The organism is Variovorax sucrosi (assembly GCF_051216635.1).
Taxonomy (GTDB): Bacteria; Pseudomonadota; Gammaproteobacteria; order Burkholderiales; family Burkholderiaceae_C; genus Variovorax.
The window spans coordinates 158544-176136 of sequence record NZ_JBPJZU010000007.1 but is presented as its reverse complement, the minus strand read 5'-3'; the positions used below and the strand labels follow the sequence as shown (position 1 = coordinate 176136).

Annotated in this window: 7 protein-coding genes; all 7 read right to left on the bottom strand. The window is 68.6% G+C overall.

Annotation, left to right across the window (positions count from 1 at the left end; genetic code table 11):
- Nucleotides 1-72 precede the first annotated feature (72 nt).
- Complete coding sequence (locus tag ACSFBE_RS15265; RefSeq protein ID WP_435491247.1) at nt 73-5226, bottom strand: malto-oligosyltrehalose synthase; 5154 nt, start codon at nt 5224-5226, stop codon at nt 73-75.
- The gene (gene treZ, locus ACSFBE_RS15260; RefSeq protein ID WP_435491246.1) at nt 5219-7063 is read right to left on the bottom strand and encodes a malto-oligosyltrehalose trehalohydrolase; all 1845 of its coding nucleotides are present in this window, start codon (nt 7061-7063) and stop codon (nt 5219-5221) included. Before treZ ends, ACSFBE_RS15265 begins: the two co-directional genes overlap by 8 nt.
- The gene (gene glgX, locus ACSFBE_RS15255) at nt 7060-9198 is read right to left on the bottom strand and encodes a glycogen debranching protein GlgX (protein WP_435491245.1); all 2139 of its coding nucleotides are present in this window, start codon (nt 9196-9198) and stop codon (nt 7060-7062) included. Before glgX ends, treZ begins: the two co-directional genes overlap by 4 nt.
- Before the next feature lie 90 nt (nt 9199-9288).
- Nucleotides 9289-9996 (bottom strand): mechanosensitive ion channel family protein, encoded by a 708-nt coding sequence (locus ACSFBE_RS15250; protein WP_435491244.1) that lies wholly within the window; start codon nt 9994-9996, stop codon nt 9289-9291.
- A 41-nt stretch (nt 9997-10037) separates the two neighbouring features.
- Nucleotides 10038-13412, bottom strand: coding sequence for a maltose alpha-D-glucosyltransferase (gene treS, locus ACSFBE_RS15245; protein WP_435491243.1), 3375 nt, complete (start codon nt 13410-13412; stop codon nt 10038-10040).
- 22 nt (nt 13413-13434) lie between these two features.
- Nucleotides 13435-15603, bottom strand: a complete 2169-nt coding sequence (locus tag ACSFBE_RS15240; protein WP_435491242.1) for an alpha-1,4-glucan--maltose-1-phosphate maltosyltransferase — start codon at nt 15601-15603, stop codon at nt 13435-13437.
- Nucleotides 15596-17491 carry a 1,4-alpha-glucan branching protein GlgB gene (gene glgB / locus ACSFBE_RS15235; protein ID WP_435491241.1) on the bottom strand — a complete coding sequence of 632 codons (1896 nt, stop codon included), beginning with the start codon at nt 17489-17491 and terminating at the stop codon, nt 15596-15598. Before glgB ends, ACSFBE_RS15240 begins: the two co-directional genes overlap by 8 nt.
- Between the last annotated feature and the right edge of the window lie 102 nt (nt 17492-17593).

The following is a 17593-nucleotide window of genomic DNA, read 5'->3' as shown; positions in this document are numbered from 1 at the left end:
AACTCCGAAGAAAAGAGCATTGGCGTGGGATGCCATGCGTGAACTCGATCTGGAACATGGGTCTTCCAGTGCTCAATGGCGTGCGTCGAGCGCAACCAGGGCTGCACCCGGGAAGTGCGAGAACACCTCGCCCATCGGCAGTGCGCCGTCGCGCACGGTCAGCACCTCGCCGGTGAACAGGTTGCGAAAGCGCATGCCGTCGGGCCAACCGGGCAGCGCCACGGCCGTGTCGCGCCACACTTCGGCGCCGAGCGGCAGCCAGCAATCCGACGCGGCGATCGACGCCTGCGATTCGGCTTCGGTCGCCAGGCCGACGAACAGGCGTCCTGCCATGATCAGCAGCGTCTTGCCCTCATGCGTGCGCTGGAAGGCGAGCACGTGCGATGCACCGCTGCCGGTCGCTTCGAGCGGGGCGTAGGCGCCGTCGCGAAACAGCGCCGGTTCATCACGCCGCAGCTCGAGCAGGCGCGACAGGATCCACAGCTTCGCGCCGCCGTCGTGCGGCGCCGCCGCCAGCGCACGCACGGCCGCCGGCTCGTCCGGGCCGTGGGCGATCTGCGACAGGCGCTCCAGCCACTGCGCACGCGCGCCGTAGTCGACCGGCCGGCGGTTGTCCGGGTCGACCAGACTCAGGTCGGTCAGTTCGTTGCCCTGGTACAGGTCGGGCACGCCGGGCGAGCCGTACTTGATGAGCGTCATCGACAGGCTGTTGAGCGCGCCGAACCAGGCCAGCGTGTCGCCCAGCGCCTGCACGTCGTCGAGGAAGGGGTTGCCCGCGACCCGGCCGAGGATGCGCTGCACGAAGCCCGCAAGCGCCTTCTCGTAGTCCTGGTCGGGGAAGGTCCAACTGGTGTGTACCTTCGACTCGCGCGCGGCCTTCAGCATGTAGCGCTCGATGCGCTCCACGTACGCGGCGCGCGCGGCGTCGGTCAACCCGCCGGCCGGCAGCGTGCCCAGCAGCGTCTGGTAGAGCAGGTACTCGTCGGCGGCAGAGGGCATGGCGCCGCGCTCGTCTTCAGCGACCGTGGCGACTGCGCCGACTACTTCGGTGCGGTTCATCGCGCGCCAGCGGCGCAGCGCCAGGCGCCAGGCGGCCGGCATTTCCGACAGCACGTCGATGCGGGTGCGCACGTCTTCGGAGCGCTTGTTGTCGTGCGTCGACGTGGCCAGCATCGTGTGCGGCCAGCGCGCGGCGCGGTCGGCGCTGGCGGTGTGGAAGTCGGCCACCGTCATGCCGAAGTGCGCCGGCTCGCCGCCCACCTCGTTGAGAGAACTCAGCGGGAAGTAGCGGTAGAAGGCGGTGTCCTCCACGCCCTTGGCCGTGACCGGTGCGCTGAACTGCTGGAAGCGGATCGCCAGGCGCAGCGCGCGCGCACAGAGCGACTTGTCCGCGCCGGGCACCGTGTCGGCCAGCAGCGTGAGCCGCACGAAGTCGAACACCGAGCCGTCGGCGTCGCGGCTGCGGTGGCGCGCCTCGGCGACCGCCTGGTCGATGTACTTGCGGTCCTGTTCCGACGGCGCATCGAGGATGTAGCTGCGGTACACCGGCAGGCAGGCCGCGACTTCCGACAACGCGCGGCGCAGCGTGTTGAGCGTGTAGTCGCGGGTGCGTCGGTCGCCACGCGCGATGCGCAGCAGCTCGCTCGACAGCACGTTGAGCTCCGACGACAGCGCGTTGCGCATGATGGCGCGCTTGCCTTCGTAAGCCAGCTCGCCGAAGGGCTGCAGCACGCCGGTGAAGCTGCGCCAGATGCGCAAAAAGCGCTCTTCGGCCTCGGTGTCGACCAGCACGCCGTTGACCACCGTCGCGAAGCGGTAGCCGGTGGTGCCGTGGATGGCCCACTGCACCGGCACCTCTTCCTGCGACGCGGCGATCTTCTCGGCCACGACGTAGAGCGGCCGGGGCGGGCGGCCCTCGGCATCGGGCTCGGGAAGCACCAGGCCGGCGCGCTTCGCGTAACCCTGCTGCAGACGGTCAAAGTATTGCGCCGGGTCGTACAGGCCGTCGGGGTGGTCGATGCGCAGGCCGTCGACCACGCCCGCCGCCGCCAGGTCGAGTGCCATGCCCTGCGTGGCTTCGAACACCGCCTCGCGTTCGATGCGCAGCGCCGCCAGTTCGTTGATGTCGAAGAAGCGCCGGTAGTTGATCTCGTCGGCGGCGACGCGCCAAAAGGCGAGCCGGTAGGCCTGCCCCTCGAGCAGCGCATGCAGCGCATCGCGCTCGCCTTGCGCGTTGATGTCGGCCAGCGCCGCCGCGATGGCCTGCGCCACGTCGAGCTGGCGCGACACCAGCCGGGCCAGCCGACTCTTGAGCAGTTCCTTGTCGCGCGCCCGCTCGGCCACCGGCTCGGCATCGGTCGCTTCGCGCGCCGGCAGATGGCCGAAGGACGTGGCGATGCTCGCGAGGCTGGCCGACAGGTCGGGGTCGGCCAGCCGCGATTCCGCGCGCTGCAGCACGTGTGCGTAGGTGTCGGGCGCGAGCGGAAAACGGTGCTCGTGGTAGCGCACCGCCAGGCTGCCGTTCTCGGCATCGAAGGCCAGCACCAGCTCGCCCCGATCGAGCACGTCGCCGTAGTGGTCGCCCAGCACCGGCAGCAGCACCTTGCCGTGCAGCTCGACGTTGAGCGGCTGCCAGTCGATGTCGAAGTGCTGCGCGTAGAGCGACGCCGGGCCGTTCTCGAGCACGTCCATCCACCAGGCGTTGTCGGCCCCCAGCACGCCCATGTGGTTGGGCACCAGGTCGAGCAGCTGGCCCATGCCGCGCTCCCGCAGCGCGGCGCTGAAGCGCTCGAAGCCGGCCTGGCCGCCGAGTTCGGGGTTGATCTCGTCGTGCGCCACCACGTCGTAGCCGTGCATGCTGCCCGGCCGGGCGCGCTGGATCGGCGAGCAGTAGACGTGGCTCACGCCCAGCTTCTCCAGGTAGGGCAGCACGGCGATCGCGTCGTCGAAGGTGAACTCCTGGTGGAACTGCAGACGGTAGGTGGCGCGCGGCACCACGGTCTCGATGCCACGGTGGGCCACCGGTGCGCGCGCCGGGTGCGGGCGCACCGCTTCGAGCGACTGGAACAGGGCCAGCGTGCTCTCGTCGGCGGCGAGCTGCTGCAGGTCGAGCGTCAGCTTGCGCTGCCAGTTGGGGTGCGCGTCGGTCGTGCCCGGCATGTTGGCCTGCTCGACCTGGCCGATGGCGTCTTCCAGCTGCACCATCATCACCTGCGACGCGGTGCTTGCGAGGAAGGCGTGGAAGGCAGCCACGGTTTCGGGTGCCAGCGTCTGCGCGCCCGTGGCCTGCGCCACCGCATCGGCCGACAGCAGGCCGGCGCGCTGCACGGCCAGCAACAGGCGCACGCGCTCCTGCGCGCGGTCGAACAGTTGCTTCTCGAACAGGGCCTGGTTCGGGAACAGGCCGAGCGACAGGCGAAGACGCAGGTCATGGCCGGTCCACCAGCCGGTGAGCGTGGCGAGGTCGTGCGTGCTGATGGCCACCAGCGCATGGCGCGGGTACTCGGCAGGCGCCTTGAATTCGCCGTCGTGGCCGCGCTCGAAGTACATCAGGCGGTACGACAGGATCTGGTAGCGCGCCAGCGCGCCGCGCATCTCGTCGGCCACCGTGCCGAGGTCTTCGCCGATCACCATGCAGCGTTCGCGTTCGCTCTCGATGGCGACCACGGCCAGCATCTCGTGCAGCGCGTAGTGCACATAGGCGCCGTCGTGCGGCGTCTTGCCGGGCGGGATCCAGAACAGGCGCATCAGGCCCATCACGTGGTCGATGCGCAGCGCGCCGGCGCCGCGCATGTTGGCGCGCAGCGTCTCGATGAAGAAGCGGTAGCCGTCGGCGCGCAGCCGGTCGGGCCGCAGCGGCGGCAGGCCCCAGCCCTGGCCGTTGGGGTTGAACTCGTCGGGCGGTGCGCCCACGCTCGCGCCATGCGCGAACTGGTCGCCCTGGCACCAGGTGTCGGAGCCGGCGCGGTCGACCGACACCGCCAGGTCCAGGTACAGGCCCACGGCCATGCCGAGCGCGGCGCACTGGTCGCTGGCGCGCTGCAGCTGGCGGGTCGCCTGCCACTGCAGGTACTCGTAGTAGCCGACGCGCTCGGCTTGCGTCTGGACGAAGCGCGCCACCTCGGGTGCGGCCGGGTCACGGTAGGCCTCGGGCCACACCGGCCAGCCCCACACGGATTCGTCGGCCTCGAAGAAATGGGCCTGCAGCGCCTCGAAGGTCGCATGGCGGCGCAGCGCGTCGCCGCGTGCCGCGCGGAAGTCGTCGAACGCGGCGGCGCTGGCGCTCTGGCCGGCGTCTTGCTGCGCGCGGAAGTGGGCGTAGAGCAGTTCGAGCACCTCGAACTTCGCGGCGGCCACGCCGGGGTAGTCGACCAGCGGGGCCTCGCGCAACGTGGCAAGCCGCGTCTGGAAGTCGGGCGATTGCACCAGGCGCTGAGCCGGCTCGCAGTCGCGGAATTCGTCGACGGCTTCGACGTCGATGTAGAGCACGTCGAGCATCAGCCGCGACGATGGGCTGTACGGGCTCACATGCGCCGGGTTGTGCGGAAACAGCGCATGCAGCGGGTTCAGCCCGATGATGCCGGCGCCACGCGGCGCCACCTGCTGCGCAAGCTGCGCCAGGTCGCTGAAGTCGCCGATGCCCCAGTTGCGCGCAGAACGCAGCGCATACAGCTGCACCGCCGGGCCCCACACGCGGCCGTCGCCTTGCAGTGCGGGCGGCTGGTAGCAGTGCGGCGGTGCTGCCAGCACCAGCGTTTCGCCGAGCAGCCCCTCCAGGCTCAGGCGGTGGTAGCCGACCGGCAGCGGCAAGGCCAGTGTCACCTGCCGTTCGCACAGGGTGACGCCGTCGCGTTCTCCTCGCGCGCCTTCGGGCAGCGCGTGCAGGTCGATGCGGCCATGGTGCAGCGTGCCGTCTTCGGTGTGGAGCGTCCATTCGATGTCCGGCTGCGCCGCGGGAAGACGCAGCGTGAGCTTCCACTCTTCACGCCCGGCATCCACCGCGACTGCGGGCGGCAGCGCTTCGTGCCAGCGTGTCGCGTCGACCTGCTCGAGGCTCTCGTGCGGCAGCGCATGCGGGTCGACGTCGAAGCTCTCGAGCAGCGTGACCAGGTTGGCGGGCGCGATCACATGGCGGTTGCCGAAGATGTCGTGGTAGTCGGTCGCGATGCCGAAGTGGGCGCACAGGCGCTGCAGCGCCTCGTGTTCGCCGTGGGGTGCGTCAGGCAAGCGGGTTCTCCTCGAGGGTCAGGCAGGCGGCACCGGGCGCGAGCCGCCAGGCGGGGCCGGCGTCGCGGTCGATGTTCGATGTGTAGAGCAGGTTGCCTGGCAATGCGGGGGCGTCGATCGGCGTGCTGCCGAAATGCGCCAGAAGCTGCAGTTGCGCCCGGCTGCCGGGTGCGGCGCCGCCGACCTCCCAGCAAACCCGCAACGCTTCGCCTTCGCGCCAGTGTCGTCCACCGCTGCGGTGCCCGGCCAGGCGCGGCATCAGCCGTTCGCGGCGCAGTGCGAGCAAGTCGCGCACATGGGCCAGCAGCGTCGCATGCGCCCCGCCGAGGCGTTCGTCCCACTTCAGCTTGGAGGCAAGGAAGGTCGATTCGGCGTTCGGGTCGGGAATGCGTGCGCGCGCCGCTTCGTCCTTGAAGGCGGCGAAGCCACCGAACTCGGCACGCCGGCCCTCCGACACGGCGGCGGCCAGTTCGGGGCCGAAATCGCAGAAGTAGAGGAAGGGCGTCGAGGCGCCGTATTCCTCTCCCATGAAGAGCATCGGCGCATGCGGCGACAGCAGCAGGCAGGCGTAGGCCGCGCGCAGCAGCACCGGGTCGGCCAGCGCCGCGATGCGATCGCCGAAGGCCCGGTTGCCGACTTGGTCGTGCGTTTGAAGGAAGGAGACGAACGCGGCCAGTGGCAGGTGTGCGCTGGGCTCGCCGCGCCGCTCGCCGTTGCGAAACGACGAAGGCTGCCCCTGGTAGACGAAGCCCTCGGCCAGCGCGACGCCGAAGCGCTCGACCGGGTCGTCCGCATAGTCGGCGTAGTAGCCGTCGCGCTCGCCGGTGACCAGCACATGCGCCGCGTGGTGCAGGTCGTCGTTCCATTGCGCGGTCGCGATGGTCGGCCGATTGTCCGCGCCGCGTTCGAGGTAGTGCGAACCGTTGGCGTCGTTTTCCAGCACGACATGCACTTGGCGCTCGCGGCCCGGCCCGTCGCGCAGGGCGGTGCAGATCTCCTGCACGATGTCCGTGTCGGAGTCGTCGCGGATCGCGTGCACCGCGTCCATGCGCAGGCCGTCGAAGTGGAACTCTTCGACCCAGTAGAGCGCGTTGTGCACGAAGAAGTCACGCACCGTGCGCGACTGCTCGCCGTCGTAGTTGATGGCGGCGCCCCAGGGCGTCTGGTGGGCCGGGTTGAAGAAGGCGGGGCTGCCGGCATGCAGGTAGTTGCCTTCCGGGCCGAAGTGGTTGTAGACCACGTCGAGCAGCACCACCAGGCCGAGCGCATGCGCCGCGTCGACCAGCGCCTTCAGTTCGTCCGGCGTGCCGTAGGCGGCATCGGGTGCGAACAGCAGCACGCCGTCGTAGCCCCAGCCGCGCCGGCCGGGGAAGTCGGCCACCGGCATGATCTCGATGGCGGTGAAGCCGAGCGCTGCGAGCTCGGCCAGTCGTTCCTTCGCCGCGGCAAAGCTGCCCTCGGGCGTGAGGGTGCCGATGTGCAGCTCGTAGATCACCGCCTCGTGCCAGGGCCGGCCGCGCCAGCCGCCGTCCTGCCATTCGTAGCGGCCCGGGTCGACCACCTCGCTGGCACCGTGCACGTCGTCGGGGTTGCGGCGCGACGCCGGGTCGGGCACCTGCAGGCCGTCGGGCAGGCGGAAGCGGTAGCGGTCGCCGGCGGCGGCTTCGGGCACTTCGAGCTGGTGCCAGCCGTCGGCACCGGGCTGCATCGGCAGGCTGCCGGCGGCACCTTCGCGTTCCAGTGCGATGTGCGCCAGGCCGGGCGCCCAGTAGCGGAACAGGACGCCCCCGCTGTCGAGCAGGCGGGTGCCGAAGGGCATGGTGTGAGCGCGTTTCATGGGGTTCTCGTTTCTCGGGCGAGCAGCACCAGGGCGCGGCAATGCACCTGCAGGGTGGGCTCGGTGAGGGGGGCTGCGTCGTCGGGTGGCAGCACGTCGGTGGCGGTGTCGACCCGCACACGCCAGGCGGCGCCGCTGTCGGCGGGCAGGGTGAATTCGATGTCTTCGTGGTGGGCGTTGAAGAGCAGCAGGAAGTCGTCGTCCTGGAGCGGTTCGCCGCGCCGGCCGACATCGGCGATGCCGCGGCCGGACATGAACATGGCGATGCAGCGCGCGTTGCCGTCGTCCCAGTCGCCCGGGCTCATCTCCTGGCCGTCGGGCCGGAACCAGACCAGGTCCTTGCCGGTGCCGCCGTCGATCGACGCACCGCGGAAGAAGCTGCGCCGACCGAAGGACGGGTGGCGCCGGCGCAGCTGCACCAGGTGCCGGGTGAAGTCGCGCAGGGCGATGCGCTCGGCGTCGAGCTTCCAGTCGAGCCAGCCGAGCTCGTTGTCCTGGCAGTAGACGTTGTTGTTGCCCAGCTGCGTGTGGCCGGACTCGTCGCCGGCCAGCAGCATCGGCACGCCCTGCGACAGCAGCAGCGTGGCCAGCAGGTTGCGCTTCTGGCGCGCGCGCAGCGACAGCACCTCGGGGTCGTCGGTCGGCCCCTCGACGCCGCAGTTCCACGCATGGTTGTTGCTGCTGCCGTCGCGGTTGTCCTCGCCGTTGGCTTCGTTGTGCTTGTCGTTGTATGACACCAGGTCGTGCAGCGTGAAGCCGTCGTGCGCGGTGACGAAGTTGATGCTGGCTGCGGGTTGCTTGCCCGACCAGCCGTACAGGTCCTGAGAGCCGGTGAGCCGCTTGGCGACTTCGCCCAACAGCCCGGCGTCGCCCTTCCAGTAGCTGCGCATGCCGTCGCGGTAGCGGTCGTTCCATTCGGCCCAGCCGAGCGGGAAGTTGCCGACCTGGTAGCCGCCATGGCCGAGGTCCCACGGTTCGGCGATGAGCTTGACGCGGTTGAGCACCGGGTCTTGCCGGATGGCGTCGAAGAAACCGCCGAGGTTTTCCACCTTGCCGCTCTCGCGCGCCAGGGCCGATGCCAAGTCGAAGCGGAAGCCGTCGACGTGCATCTCCTCGACCCAGTAGCGCAACGAGTCCATCACCAGTTGCAGTGCCTGCGGATGCTCCAGGTTGACCGTGTTGCCGCAGCCGGTGAAGTCGTCGTAGTAGCGCCGGTTGTCGGCGTTGACGATGTAGTAGGACGCGTTGTCCACGCCGCGCAACGACAGCGTGGGGCCGAGCTGGTTGCCTTCGCAGGTGTGGTTGTAGACCACGTCGAGGATGACCTCGATGCCGGCGCTGTGCAGCGTCTTCACCATGGTCTTGAACTCCTTCACCTTGCGCGCTGCGCTGTAGCGCATCTCGGGCGCGAAGAAGCCCAGCGTGTTGTAGCCCCAGTAGTTCTGCAAGCCTTTTTCAGCCAGGTGCCGGTCGTTGATGTAGCTGTGCACCGGCAGCAACTCGACGGTGGTGATGCCCAGGCGCTGGAGGTAGGCAATGACCGGCGCGGTCGCCAGCGCCGCATAGCTGCCGCGCAGCTCGGGCGGCACCTCGGGGTGCCGCATCGTGAAGCCGCGAACATGCATCTCGTAGATGACCATGTCCTGCCGGGCGATGGCAGGGCGCCGGTCGTCGCCCCAGGTGAAGGCGGTTTCGAGCACCCGGCCCTTGGGCATGAAGCCGGCGCTGTCGCGGCGGTCGAAAGACAGGTCCTCGCGCTTGCTGCCGATGGTGTAGCCGTAGAGCGCGTCGCTCCAGCGCAGCTGGCCGACCAGGTCTTTGGCATAGGGGTCGATCAGCAGCTTGTGCGGGTTGAAGCGGTGGCCGTCCTCGGGCTTGTACGGGCCATGCACCCGGTAGCCATAGGCCATGCCGGGACGGGCTTCCGGCAGGTAGCAGTGCCAGACGCCGTCGGTGCGTTCGCGCAGCACGATGCGCTGCAATTCATGCCGTCCGGTGTCGTCGAAGACACACAGTTCGACCTTTTCGGCGTGCTGGGAGAAGAGGGCGAAGTTGACCCCCTCGCCGTCCCAGGTGGCACCGCGCGGATAAGGCATGCCGGGCCAGACGACGTGAATGGGGTTCGGTGATTTCATGGCGGCGAGGCTGGATGAGCAGGAAGGAAAGGGCAGCCATGGCGTCGCAGGCAAGCCGTGTGCCACGGCCGTCGGAGGCCGCGCTCAGCGTCAGCGCAGTCGGTCGCTGTCGTCCCGCTCCTTGAGCGAATTGCCGCGGCGCGGCCACCATTCCTCGATGCGTTCTGCCGCCCAGTCCTTCCCGCCGAGGCCGAAGGCCAGCGCGATGGCGAACACCAGGCCGCCCAGCAGGATCAGGAAGCTCTCGCGGATGATGTCGCCGCCGACCTTGATCTGGTCGAGGGCGATCAGCACCACGAAGGCCATCACCGCGTACTGCGCCAGCTTGCCCAGCAGCAGCGCGTCCTGCATCTTCACATTGCTGCAGTAGGTGGTCACCGTGTCGCCGATGAAGCGCGCAAAGTAGGAGCCGAAGGCCAGCACCAGCAGCGCCACGAAGACATTGGGCACGAACCAGACCACGCGGCCGAGCAGGTCGGTGATGTAGGTCAGGCCCAGGCCGTTGAAGGCGATCAGCAGCGCGGCCAGGATGACCAGCCAATACACCAGCACGCCAAAGATGGTGGTGGTGTCGCCCGGCATGCCGCCCTGACGCAGAAAGCCGTCGAGGCCCGAGCGCTCCGTCAGCACCGGGAAGTTGATGGCGCGCAGCGCCTTCACCACCGCGAAACGCGCGACTTTGGCCAGCAGCCAGCCGACGATGACCACCACCACAGCGATCAGCAGTCGCGGCAGGAAAGCCCCGATCTGGAAGAGGATCGCCCGCACGGGCTCGAGATGAACGCCAAAATTTTCCATGTGTTGCTCCGGTGCCGTCGGCGGCGTGGTGATCGGTTCGTTCAGTGGGGATGGGCGTCGACCAGCGCCAGGATGCCCTGCAACGGCACCTGCACCCAGTCGAGCCGGTTGTCGAGTTCGTAGCGCAGCTCGTACATCGCTTTCTCGAACTCGAACAGCGCGAGCAGTCGGGTGGCCGACTCGGCCGTCTGCGCCGCGCCGCCCTGAGTCATGCGCGCCATGTAGGCATCGAGGAAGGCGGCGCGCGTCTCCGCTTCCCAGTCACGGGCGGCGGGTTCCATCTTGGCCAGTTCGTCGGCGCTCTGCGCCACCCGGCGCAGCGCCGACCAGCGCGCGTAGTTGAAGGAGCGCACCATGCCGGCGACATCGCGCAGCGCGGCACTCGGCTGGCGTCGCTCCTCGAAGCTGCGCGCGGGCTCGCCCTCGAAGTCGATGATGAGGAAGTCGTTGCGCGACACCAGCACCTGCCCCAGGTGGTAGTCGCCGTGGAAGCGCGTCTTCAGCCCGGTCTGGCCCTCGAGCGGGAAGTTGGCCACGCGGGTGCGTACTTCGGAAGCGCGCGCCAGCAGGCGCTTGGCCTCGTCCTGCAACTCGGGCGTCAGGTCCGGCAGGCGTTCGGCCAGGCGGTCGAGCGTGCGGCCGGCCTCGGAGGCGGCCCGCTCGCGCCAGCCGCTCACATCCTCCGCCGTCATCGGCTGCGGGTCGAAGGCCGGATTGCCGGTGCGTTGCGACAACGCCAGGTGCAACTCTGCCGTGCGCTCGCCCAAGGTGTTCATGAGAGCCAGGAAGCCGCCGTGCACGTCGGCCGGCTGCGGCGCATCGACGGTGCGCAGCGCCTCGAGGTAGCGCTCCAGGTAACCGAGCGTGTAGGCCCAGCCGTCGCCCTGGTTCGGCACGTAGGCCTGCACCATCGCGAGCGTCATGGTGCTGCCGTCTTCGGCCACGTACTCGAGGGCGCCGGCCACCGGCACGCAGTTCGGGTATTTCGCCACTTCGGTGAGGAAGCGGCCCATCTCCAGCTCGGGGTTGATGCCCGGGCGCAGGCGCCGGTAGCCCTTGAGGAACAGGCGCTCACCCAGCGTGACCACCGTGTTGCTGCTTTGCGCGGTCGGCGGCGTGACGGGCAGCGAGGCCACGTCCTTGCCGGCCAGCCCCGCGAAGGCCGCGGTGTGGGTGAAGAGCAGCCGGCCGCCCGCGGTGGGCAGCGTGAGGCCGCGGCCCATCGCCTCGACCATCGCGCGGCAGAAGCTCTCGTCGAAGAAGGCATCGGCCATCACGCCGACATTGGCCTGCTGCCGTACCTTGGCGACCGGTGCCGCCATCAGCGCCTTCATGCGTTCCTCGTCGTGGTCTTCCCAGGCCAGCGCGAGCGGCATGAAATAGGTGGCGGCTTCGGCCGGGCCCTCGAGGTCGAGCATCGGCAGCATCCAGCTGCGCTGGCCGGCGTCCCACACGGTGTGGTCGCGCAGCCGGGCGCGCAGGATCGGCGTGCCCTTGGAGGCGTACCAGCGCTGTGTCTCGACATGGCGCGGCAGCGTTTCGGTTTCGAGCTGCAGCCGCATGCGTTCGGCCATGCCGATGCGCCAGGGCATGACGCGCTCGCGGAAGAAGCTGGTCCAGCCGTCGAACAGCACCAGCACTGCGCGGTCCTGCAGCGGCGTGCCTTCCTGGTGCCAGCTGGGCATCGGTGCTTCGGCCGACAGGCGGAACCAGTAGAAGCCGTGCGAAGGCAGGGTCAGCAGGTAGGGCAGGTCGCCCACCGGCGGGAAGGGCGTCTTGCCCAGCATCTCGACCGGCACCCGGCCTTTGAAGGCCGACAGATCGAGCTCCACCGGTTGCGCCGAGCGCGACAGGTTGAAGACGGTGAGGATCGCGTCGTCCTGATGCTCGCTCAGGTAGGCCAGGATCTTGCGGTTGCCCGGCTTCAGGAAGCGGCGCTTGCCACGACCGAAGGCGTGGCTGGTCTTGCGCACCGCCAGCATGCGCTTGGTCCAGTTGAGCAGCGAACTGGCCTCGCGCGACTGCGTCTCGACGTTGAGCGCCTCGTAGCCGTACATCGCGTCCATGATGGGTTGCAGGTACAGGCTCTGGGGGTCGGCGCGCGAGAAGCCGGCGTTGCGGTCGGGGCTCCATTGCATCGGTGTGCGCACGCCGTTGCGGTCGCCCACGAAGACGTTGTCGCCCATGCCGATCTCGTCGCCGTAGTAGATGATGGGCGAGCCCGGCATCGACAGCAGCATGCTGTTCATCAGCTTGATGCGGTCGGTGTCGTTCTCCATCAGCGGCGCGAGCCGTCTGCGAATGCCCAGGTTGATGCGCGCGCGCGGGTCGGCCGCGTACATGCGGTACATGTAGTCGCGCTCGCGGCTGGTCACCATCTCGAGCGTGAGCTCGTCGTGGTTGCGCAGGAAAATGGCCCACTGGCAGCCGTCCGGGATGTCCGGCGTCTGTTGCATGATCTCGATGATCGGGTCGCGGTCTTCCTGCGCGATGGCCATGTACATGCGCGGCATCAGCGGGAAGTGGTACGCCATGTGGCACTCGTCGCCGTTGCCGAAGTACTCACGCACGTCTTCGGGCCACATGTTGGCTTCGGCCAGCAGGAAGCGGTTCTTGTACTCGGCGTCGATGGTGGCGCGCAGCTTCTTGATGACGTCGTGCGTCTCGGGCAGGTTCTCGTTGCTGGTGCCGTCGCGCTCGACCAGATAGGGAATCGCGTCGAGCCGGAAGCCGTCGACCCCCATGTCCAGCCAGAAGCGCATGGTCTTCATGATCGCTTCGAGCACCGCCGGGTTGTCGAAGTTGAGGTCGGGCTGGTGACCGAAGAAGCGGTGCCAGAAATACTGCTTGGCGACCGGGTCCCAGGTCCAGTTCGAGGTCTCGGTGTCGGTGAAGATGATCCGCGTGCCCTGGTAGATCTGGTCGGTATCGCTCCACACATAGAAGTTGCGTTCGGGCGAGCCGGGTGGCGCCGCGCGTGCCGCCTTGAACCAGGGGTGTTCGTTCGAGGTGTGATTGATGACCAGCTCGGTGATCACCCGCAGGCCGCGCGCGTGCGCGGCGTCGAGCATCTCCTTGAAGTCCTCGATGGTGCCGTACTGCGGGTGAACGCTCTCGTACTCGGAGATGTCGTAGCCGTCGTCGCGCAGCGGCGAAGGATAGAAGGGCATCAGCCAGATGGTGTTGACGCCCAGCTCCTTCACATAGTCGAGCTTCGCGGTCACGCCCTTGAAGTCGCCCATGCCGTCGTTGTTCGAATCGAAGAAGGCCTTGACGTTGAGCTGGTAGATCACCGCATCGCGGTACCACTGCGGGTCGTCGCTGGTGTCGATCTCCGGCGTTTCGAGGGTGAGGGCGGGCACGTTGGCGGCCGTGGCCGGCGGCTGCACATGGGGGGCTTGAAGGGGGGCGTTCATGACCACGGGGCCTCTTTTTTTTTCACAGGAAGTACTCGAAGTCGTTCTCGTCGCGGGTGCGGCGGCGCACCCGCAGCACATGGCCCGGCGTGTGCTGCGGATCGAGCCGCACGTAGTGCCATTCGCCCTGCCAGAGGAAGCGCTGGTCGCTCAGCAGGTCGTGCACCTGGTAGGACTGGCCCGGTGCGACGCCGATCGATTCCGGCGAGAGGCCGATCCAGCCCGCCTGCGCGTTGTGCGGGTCGAGGTTCACCACGGTGATCACCACGTTGCTGCCGTCGTCGGAGGCCTTGACATACGCCAGCAGCTGGTCGTTCTCGACCGGCAGGAAGCGCAGCGTCGCGTTGGTCTGCAGCGCGGGATTGTCATGGCGGATGCGGTTGATACGGGCGATGAAGGGCGCCAGGCTGTGCGGCATCTCGGTGGCCCAGGTGCGCAGCTGGTACTTCTCCGAATCGAGGTACTCCTCGCTGCCTGCGTGGCGCGGCTTGTGCTCGAGCAACTCGTAGGCCGGGCCGTAGATGCCGTAGCTTGCGGCCAGCGTGGCGGCCAGTACCAGCCGCAGGCGGAACATCGGCGCCTCGCCGATCTGCAGTTGCTCGTGCAGGATGTCCGGCGTGTTGGGCCACACGTTGGGGCGGAAGTAATCGTGCCCCGGCCCCTGCGAGAGTTCGGCGAAATACTCGATCAGTTCCTGCTTGGTGTTGCGCCAGGTGAAGTAGGTGTACGACTGGCTGAAGCCCAGCTTGGCCAGGCGGTGCATCACCTTCGGCCGGGTGAAGGCCTCGGCCAGGAAGAGGATGTCCGGGTGCTCGCGCTTGACCTCGGCGAGCGCCCATTCCCAGAACGGGAAGGCCTTGGTATGCGGGTTGTCGACGCGGAAGATCGTGACGCCCTCGGCAATCCAGTGGTCAAGCACGCTCTTGAGTTCGGTCCACAGCCCCTGCCAGTCATCGCACTCGAAGTTGAAGGGGTAGATGTCCTGGTACTTCTTCGGCGGGTTCTCCGCGTACTGCACCGTGCCGTCCGGCCGCCAGCGGAACCAGCCGGGGTGCTCCTTCACATAGGGATGGTCGGGCGCGCACTGGAAGGCGATGTCCAGTGCGATTTCCAGGCCGTGCCGGCCGGCGGCCGCGACCAGCTGGCGGAAGTCTTCCGGCGTGCCGAGTTCCGGCAGGATCGCCTTGTGTCCGCCTTCCTCGGCGCCGATGGCCCAGGGGCTGCCGACGTCGCCGGGCTCGGTGCTCAGGGCGTTGTTCTTGCCCTTGCGATCGACCCGGCCGACCGGGTGGATCGGCGGGAAGTACAGCACGTCGAAGCCCATCTTCTGGATGGCGGGCAGGCGTGCTTCCACGTCCTTGAAGGTGCCGTGCCGGCCGGGCACGGTGCCCGCAGAGCGCGGGAACAGCTCGTACCAGCTGCTGAAGCGGGCGCGCTCGCGGTCGACCGCCAGCGACAGCTCGGCGCCGTAGCGGGCCTCGAAGCGGCGGTCGGGGTAGCGCGAGGCCAGGGCCTCCAGCGCATCGTCCAGCGCCAAGGCCTTCAGCGCGGTGCCGCTCATGGCCGTGTCGGCGGCGGCGCGGTCGAGCTCGCTGGCCAATCGGGTGAGCTGGGCCGCGTCGTCGCCGCGGGCGCGGCCGGCGGCGGCGGCGATCTCGATCGCACCGACCTGCGCGGCGATGCGGATGTCGGCATCGTCGACCCGGCGCGTGAGTTCGTGGCGCCACGACGCGAAGCCGTCGACCCAGGCCAGCACGGTGTAGCTGTAGCGGCCCGGTACCGGCGGCGTGAAGCTGGCTTTCCACACATCGTTGTTGAGCAGGGTCAGCGGCGTCTCGTGCACCTGCGTGTCGCCCTCGCGCCACCACTGCACCACCGCGCGCAGCACGTCGTGGCCGTCGGTGAAGCAGTGCGCGGTGACCTCGAAAGGCTCGCCCGCGATGCGCTTGACCGCGAAGCGGCCGCCGTCCACGTTGGGCAGCACCGCGTCGATGACGGCGCGGATGCGACCTTCCTTCGGCAAGCTGTGCGGACGCGCCAGCAGTGCGGCGGTCTGGGTCTCCGGAATAGCCGGTGCGGCGGCGGGTGTTGCGGCCACCGCGGGTGCCACCTTCGGAGGCGAGGCGGCAGGTTTGGCGCCCAGGGCGGTTTTCGCGGTCTTCACGGCGTTCTGCGGAGGGCTCTTAGGCATGGGGCTCGTGCTTCAGGATCAAGGTGGAAAGGGGAGGCAGGGTCAGCGTGAGCGAATGGTTGCGGCCTTGCGCCGGCAGCGGGGACGATTCGACCTCGCCCAGGTTGCCCCAGCCGGCGCCGCCGTAGTCGCGCGCATCGCTGTTGAGCAGTTCGCGCCAGGCGCCGGCCAGCGGCACGCCCAGGCGGTAGTTGGTGCGCGGCAGCGGCGTGAGGTTGCACACCACCAGCACTGGTGCGCCATCGCGCGCCTTGCGCAGGAAGGCGAAGACGCTGTCGGCGGCATCGTCCGCCTCCACCCATTCGAAGCCCTCCGGCGAGAAGTCGACTTCATAGAGCGCGGGCTCCGACTTGTAGACGCGGTTGAGCTCGCGCACGAAGTGCTGCAGCCCGCCATGGCCTTCCTGGCCGGTGACCCACCATTCGAGCTCGCCGTCGTGCGTCCATTCGCGGCGCTGGCCGAACTCGCCGCCCATGAAGAGCAGCTTCTTGCCGGGGTGCGCCCACATCAGGCCGAAGAGCGCGCGCAGGTTGGCGAACTGCTGCCAGCTGTCACCGGGCATCTTGTTGATCAACGAGCCCTTGCCGTGCACCACCTCGTCGTGCGACAACGGCAGCACGAAGTTCTCGTTGAAGGCGTAGACCAGCGAGAAGGTGAGCTGGTGATGGTGATGCCGGCGATGGATCGGGTCTTTCGCGAAGTAGGCCAGCGTGTCGTGCATCCAGCCCATGTTCCACTTCATGCCGAAACCCAGCCCGCCCATGTCGGTGGGGCGCGAGACCATTGGCCAGGCGGTGGATTCTTCCGCCACCGACACCGTGTCGGGATGCTCGCGGTACACCGCCTTGTTCAGGTCGCGCAGGAAGCCGATGGCTTCGAGGTTTTCGCGGCCGCCGTGCACGTTCGGGATCCACTCGCCGTGCTTGCGCGCGTAGTCGAGGTAGAGCATCGAGGCCACCGCATCGACCCGCAGTCCATCGAGGTGGTAGTGCTCCAACCAGAACAGCGCCGACGAGATGAGGAAGCTGCGCACCTCGTTGCGGCCGTAGTTGAAGATGCTCGAGTTCCACTCGGGGTGAAAGCCCTGGCGCGGGTCCGCGTGCTCGAAGAGATGCGTGCCGTCGAAGAAGGACAGGCCGTGCGCGTCGGTCGGAAAGTGCGAGGGCACCCAGTCGAGCAGCACGCCGATGCCCCGCTGGTGCATGTGGTCGACGAAAGCCATGAAGTCTTGCGGCGTGCCGTAGCGCGAGGTCGGCGCGAAGTAGCCGGTGGTCTGGTAGCCCCAGGAGCCGTAGAAGGGATGCTCGGTCACCGGCATCAGCTCGACGTGGGTGAAGCCCATGTCGACCATGTAGTCGGCCAGCCGATCGCCGAGCTCGCGCCAGCCCAGCATCTCGCCGTCCTGCCGCTGCCAGGAGCCGGCGTGCAGTTCGTAGACGGACATCGGTGCGTCGAGCGCGTTCTTGGGCCCGCGCGCCTTCATCCAGGCATCGTCCTGCCAGCGGTGCTCCAGCGACCAGACGCGCGAACCGGTGGCGGGCGGCGGCTCGGCATAGAAGGCGAAGGGGTCGGCCTTCTCGAGCACGTTGCCGTCCTGCGCGGAGAAGATGCGGTACTTGTAGACCGCGCCGCGGGTCGCGTCGGCGTCGAAGCCTTCCCACACCCCGCTGCCGTCGGGCCGCGCTTCGAGTTGCATGGCGCTGTCGCTCCAGCCGTTCCAGTCGGCGATCACCGACACGGCGCGCGCGTTGGGTGCCCACACCGCGAACGTTGCGCCGCCGTCGGGCTGCAGGTGGCAGCCCATCGTGTCGTGCAGTTTTGCGTGGGTGCCCTCTTGGAAAAGCCAGACGTCATGCTCGCTGAGGCGAGGGTGTTCGATGATGTGCACGGGTGCTTTCCTTCTGCTCCGGACCATCCGGCGCCTTGCTAGCTTGCAGGCCTGAGCCTACGCCACGAGGCCGCAGCCGCGGGCCGCCGAGCGCCCTTCGTG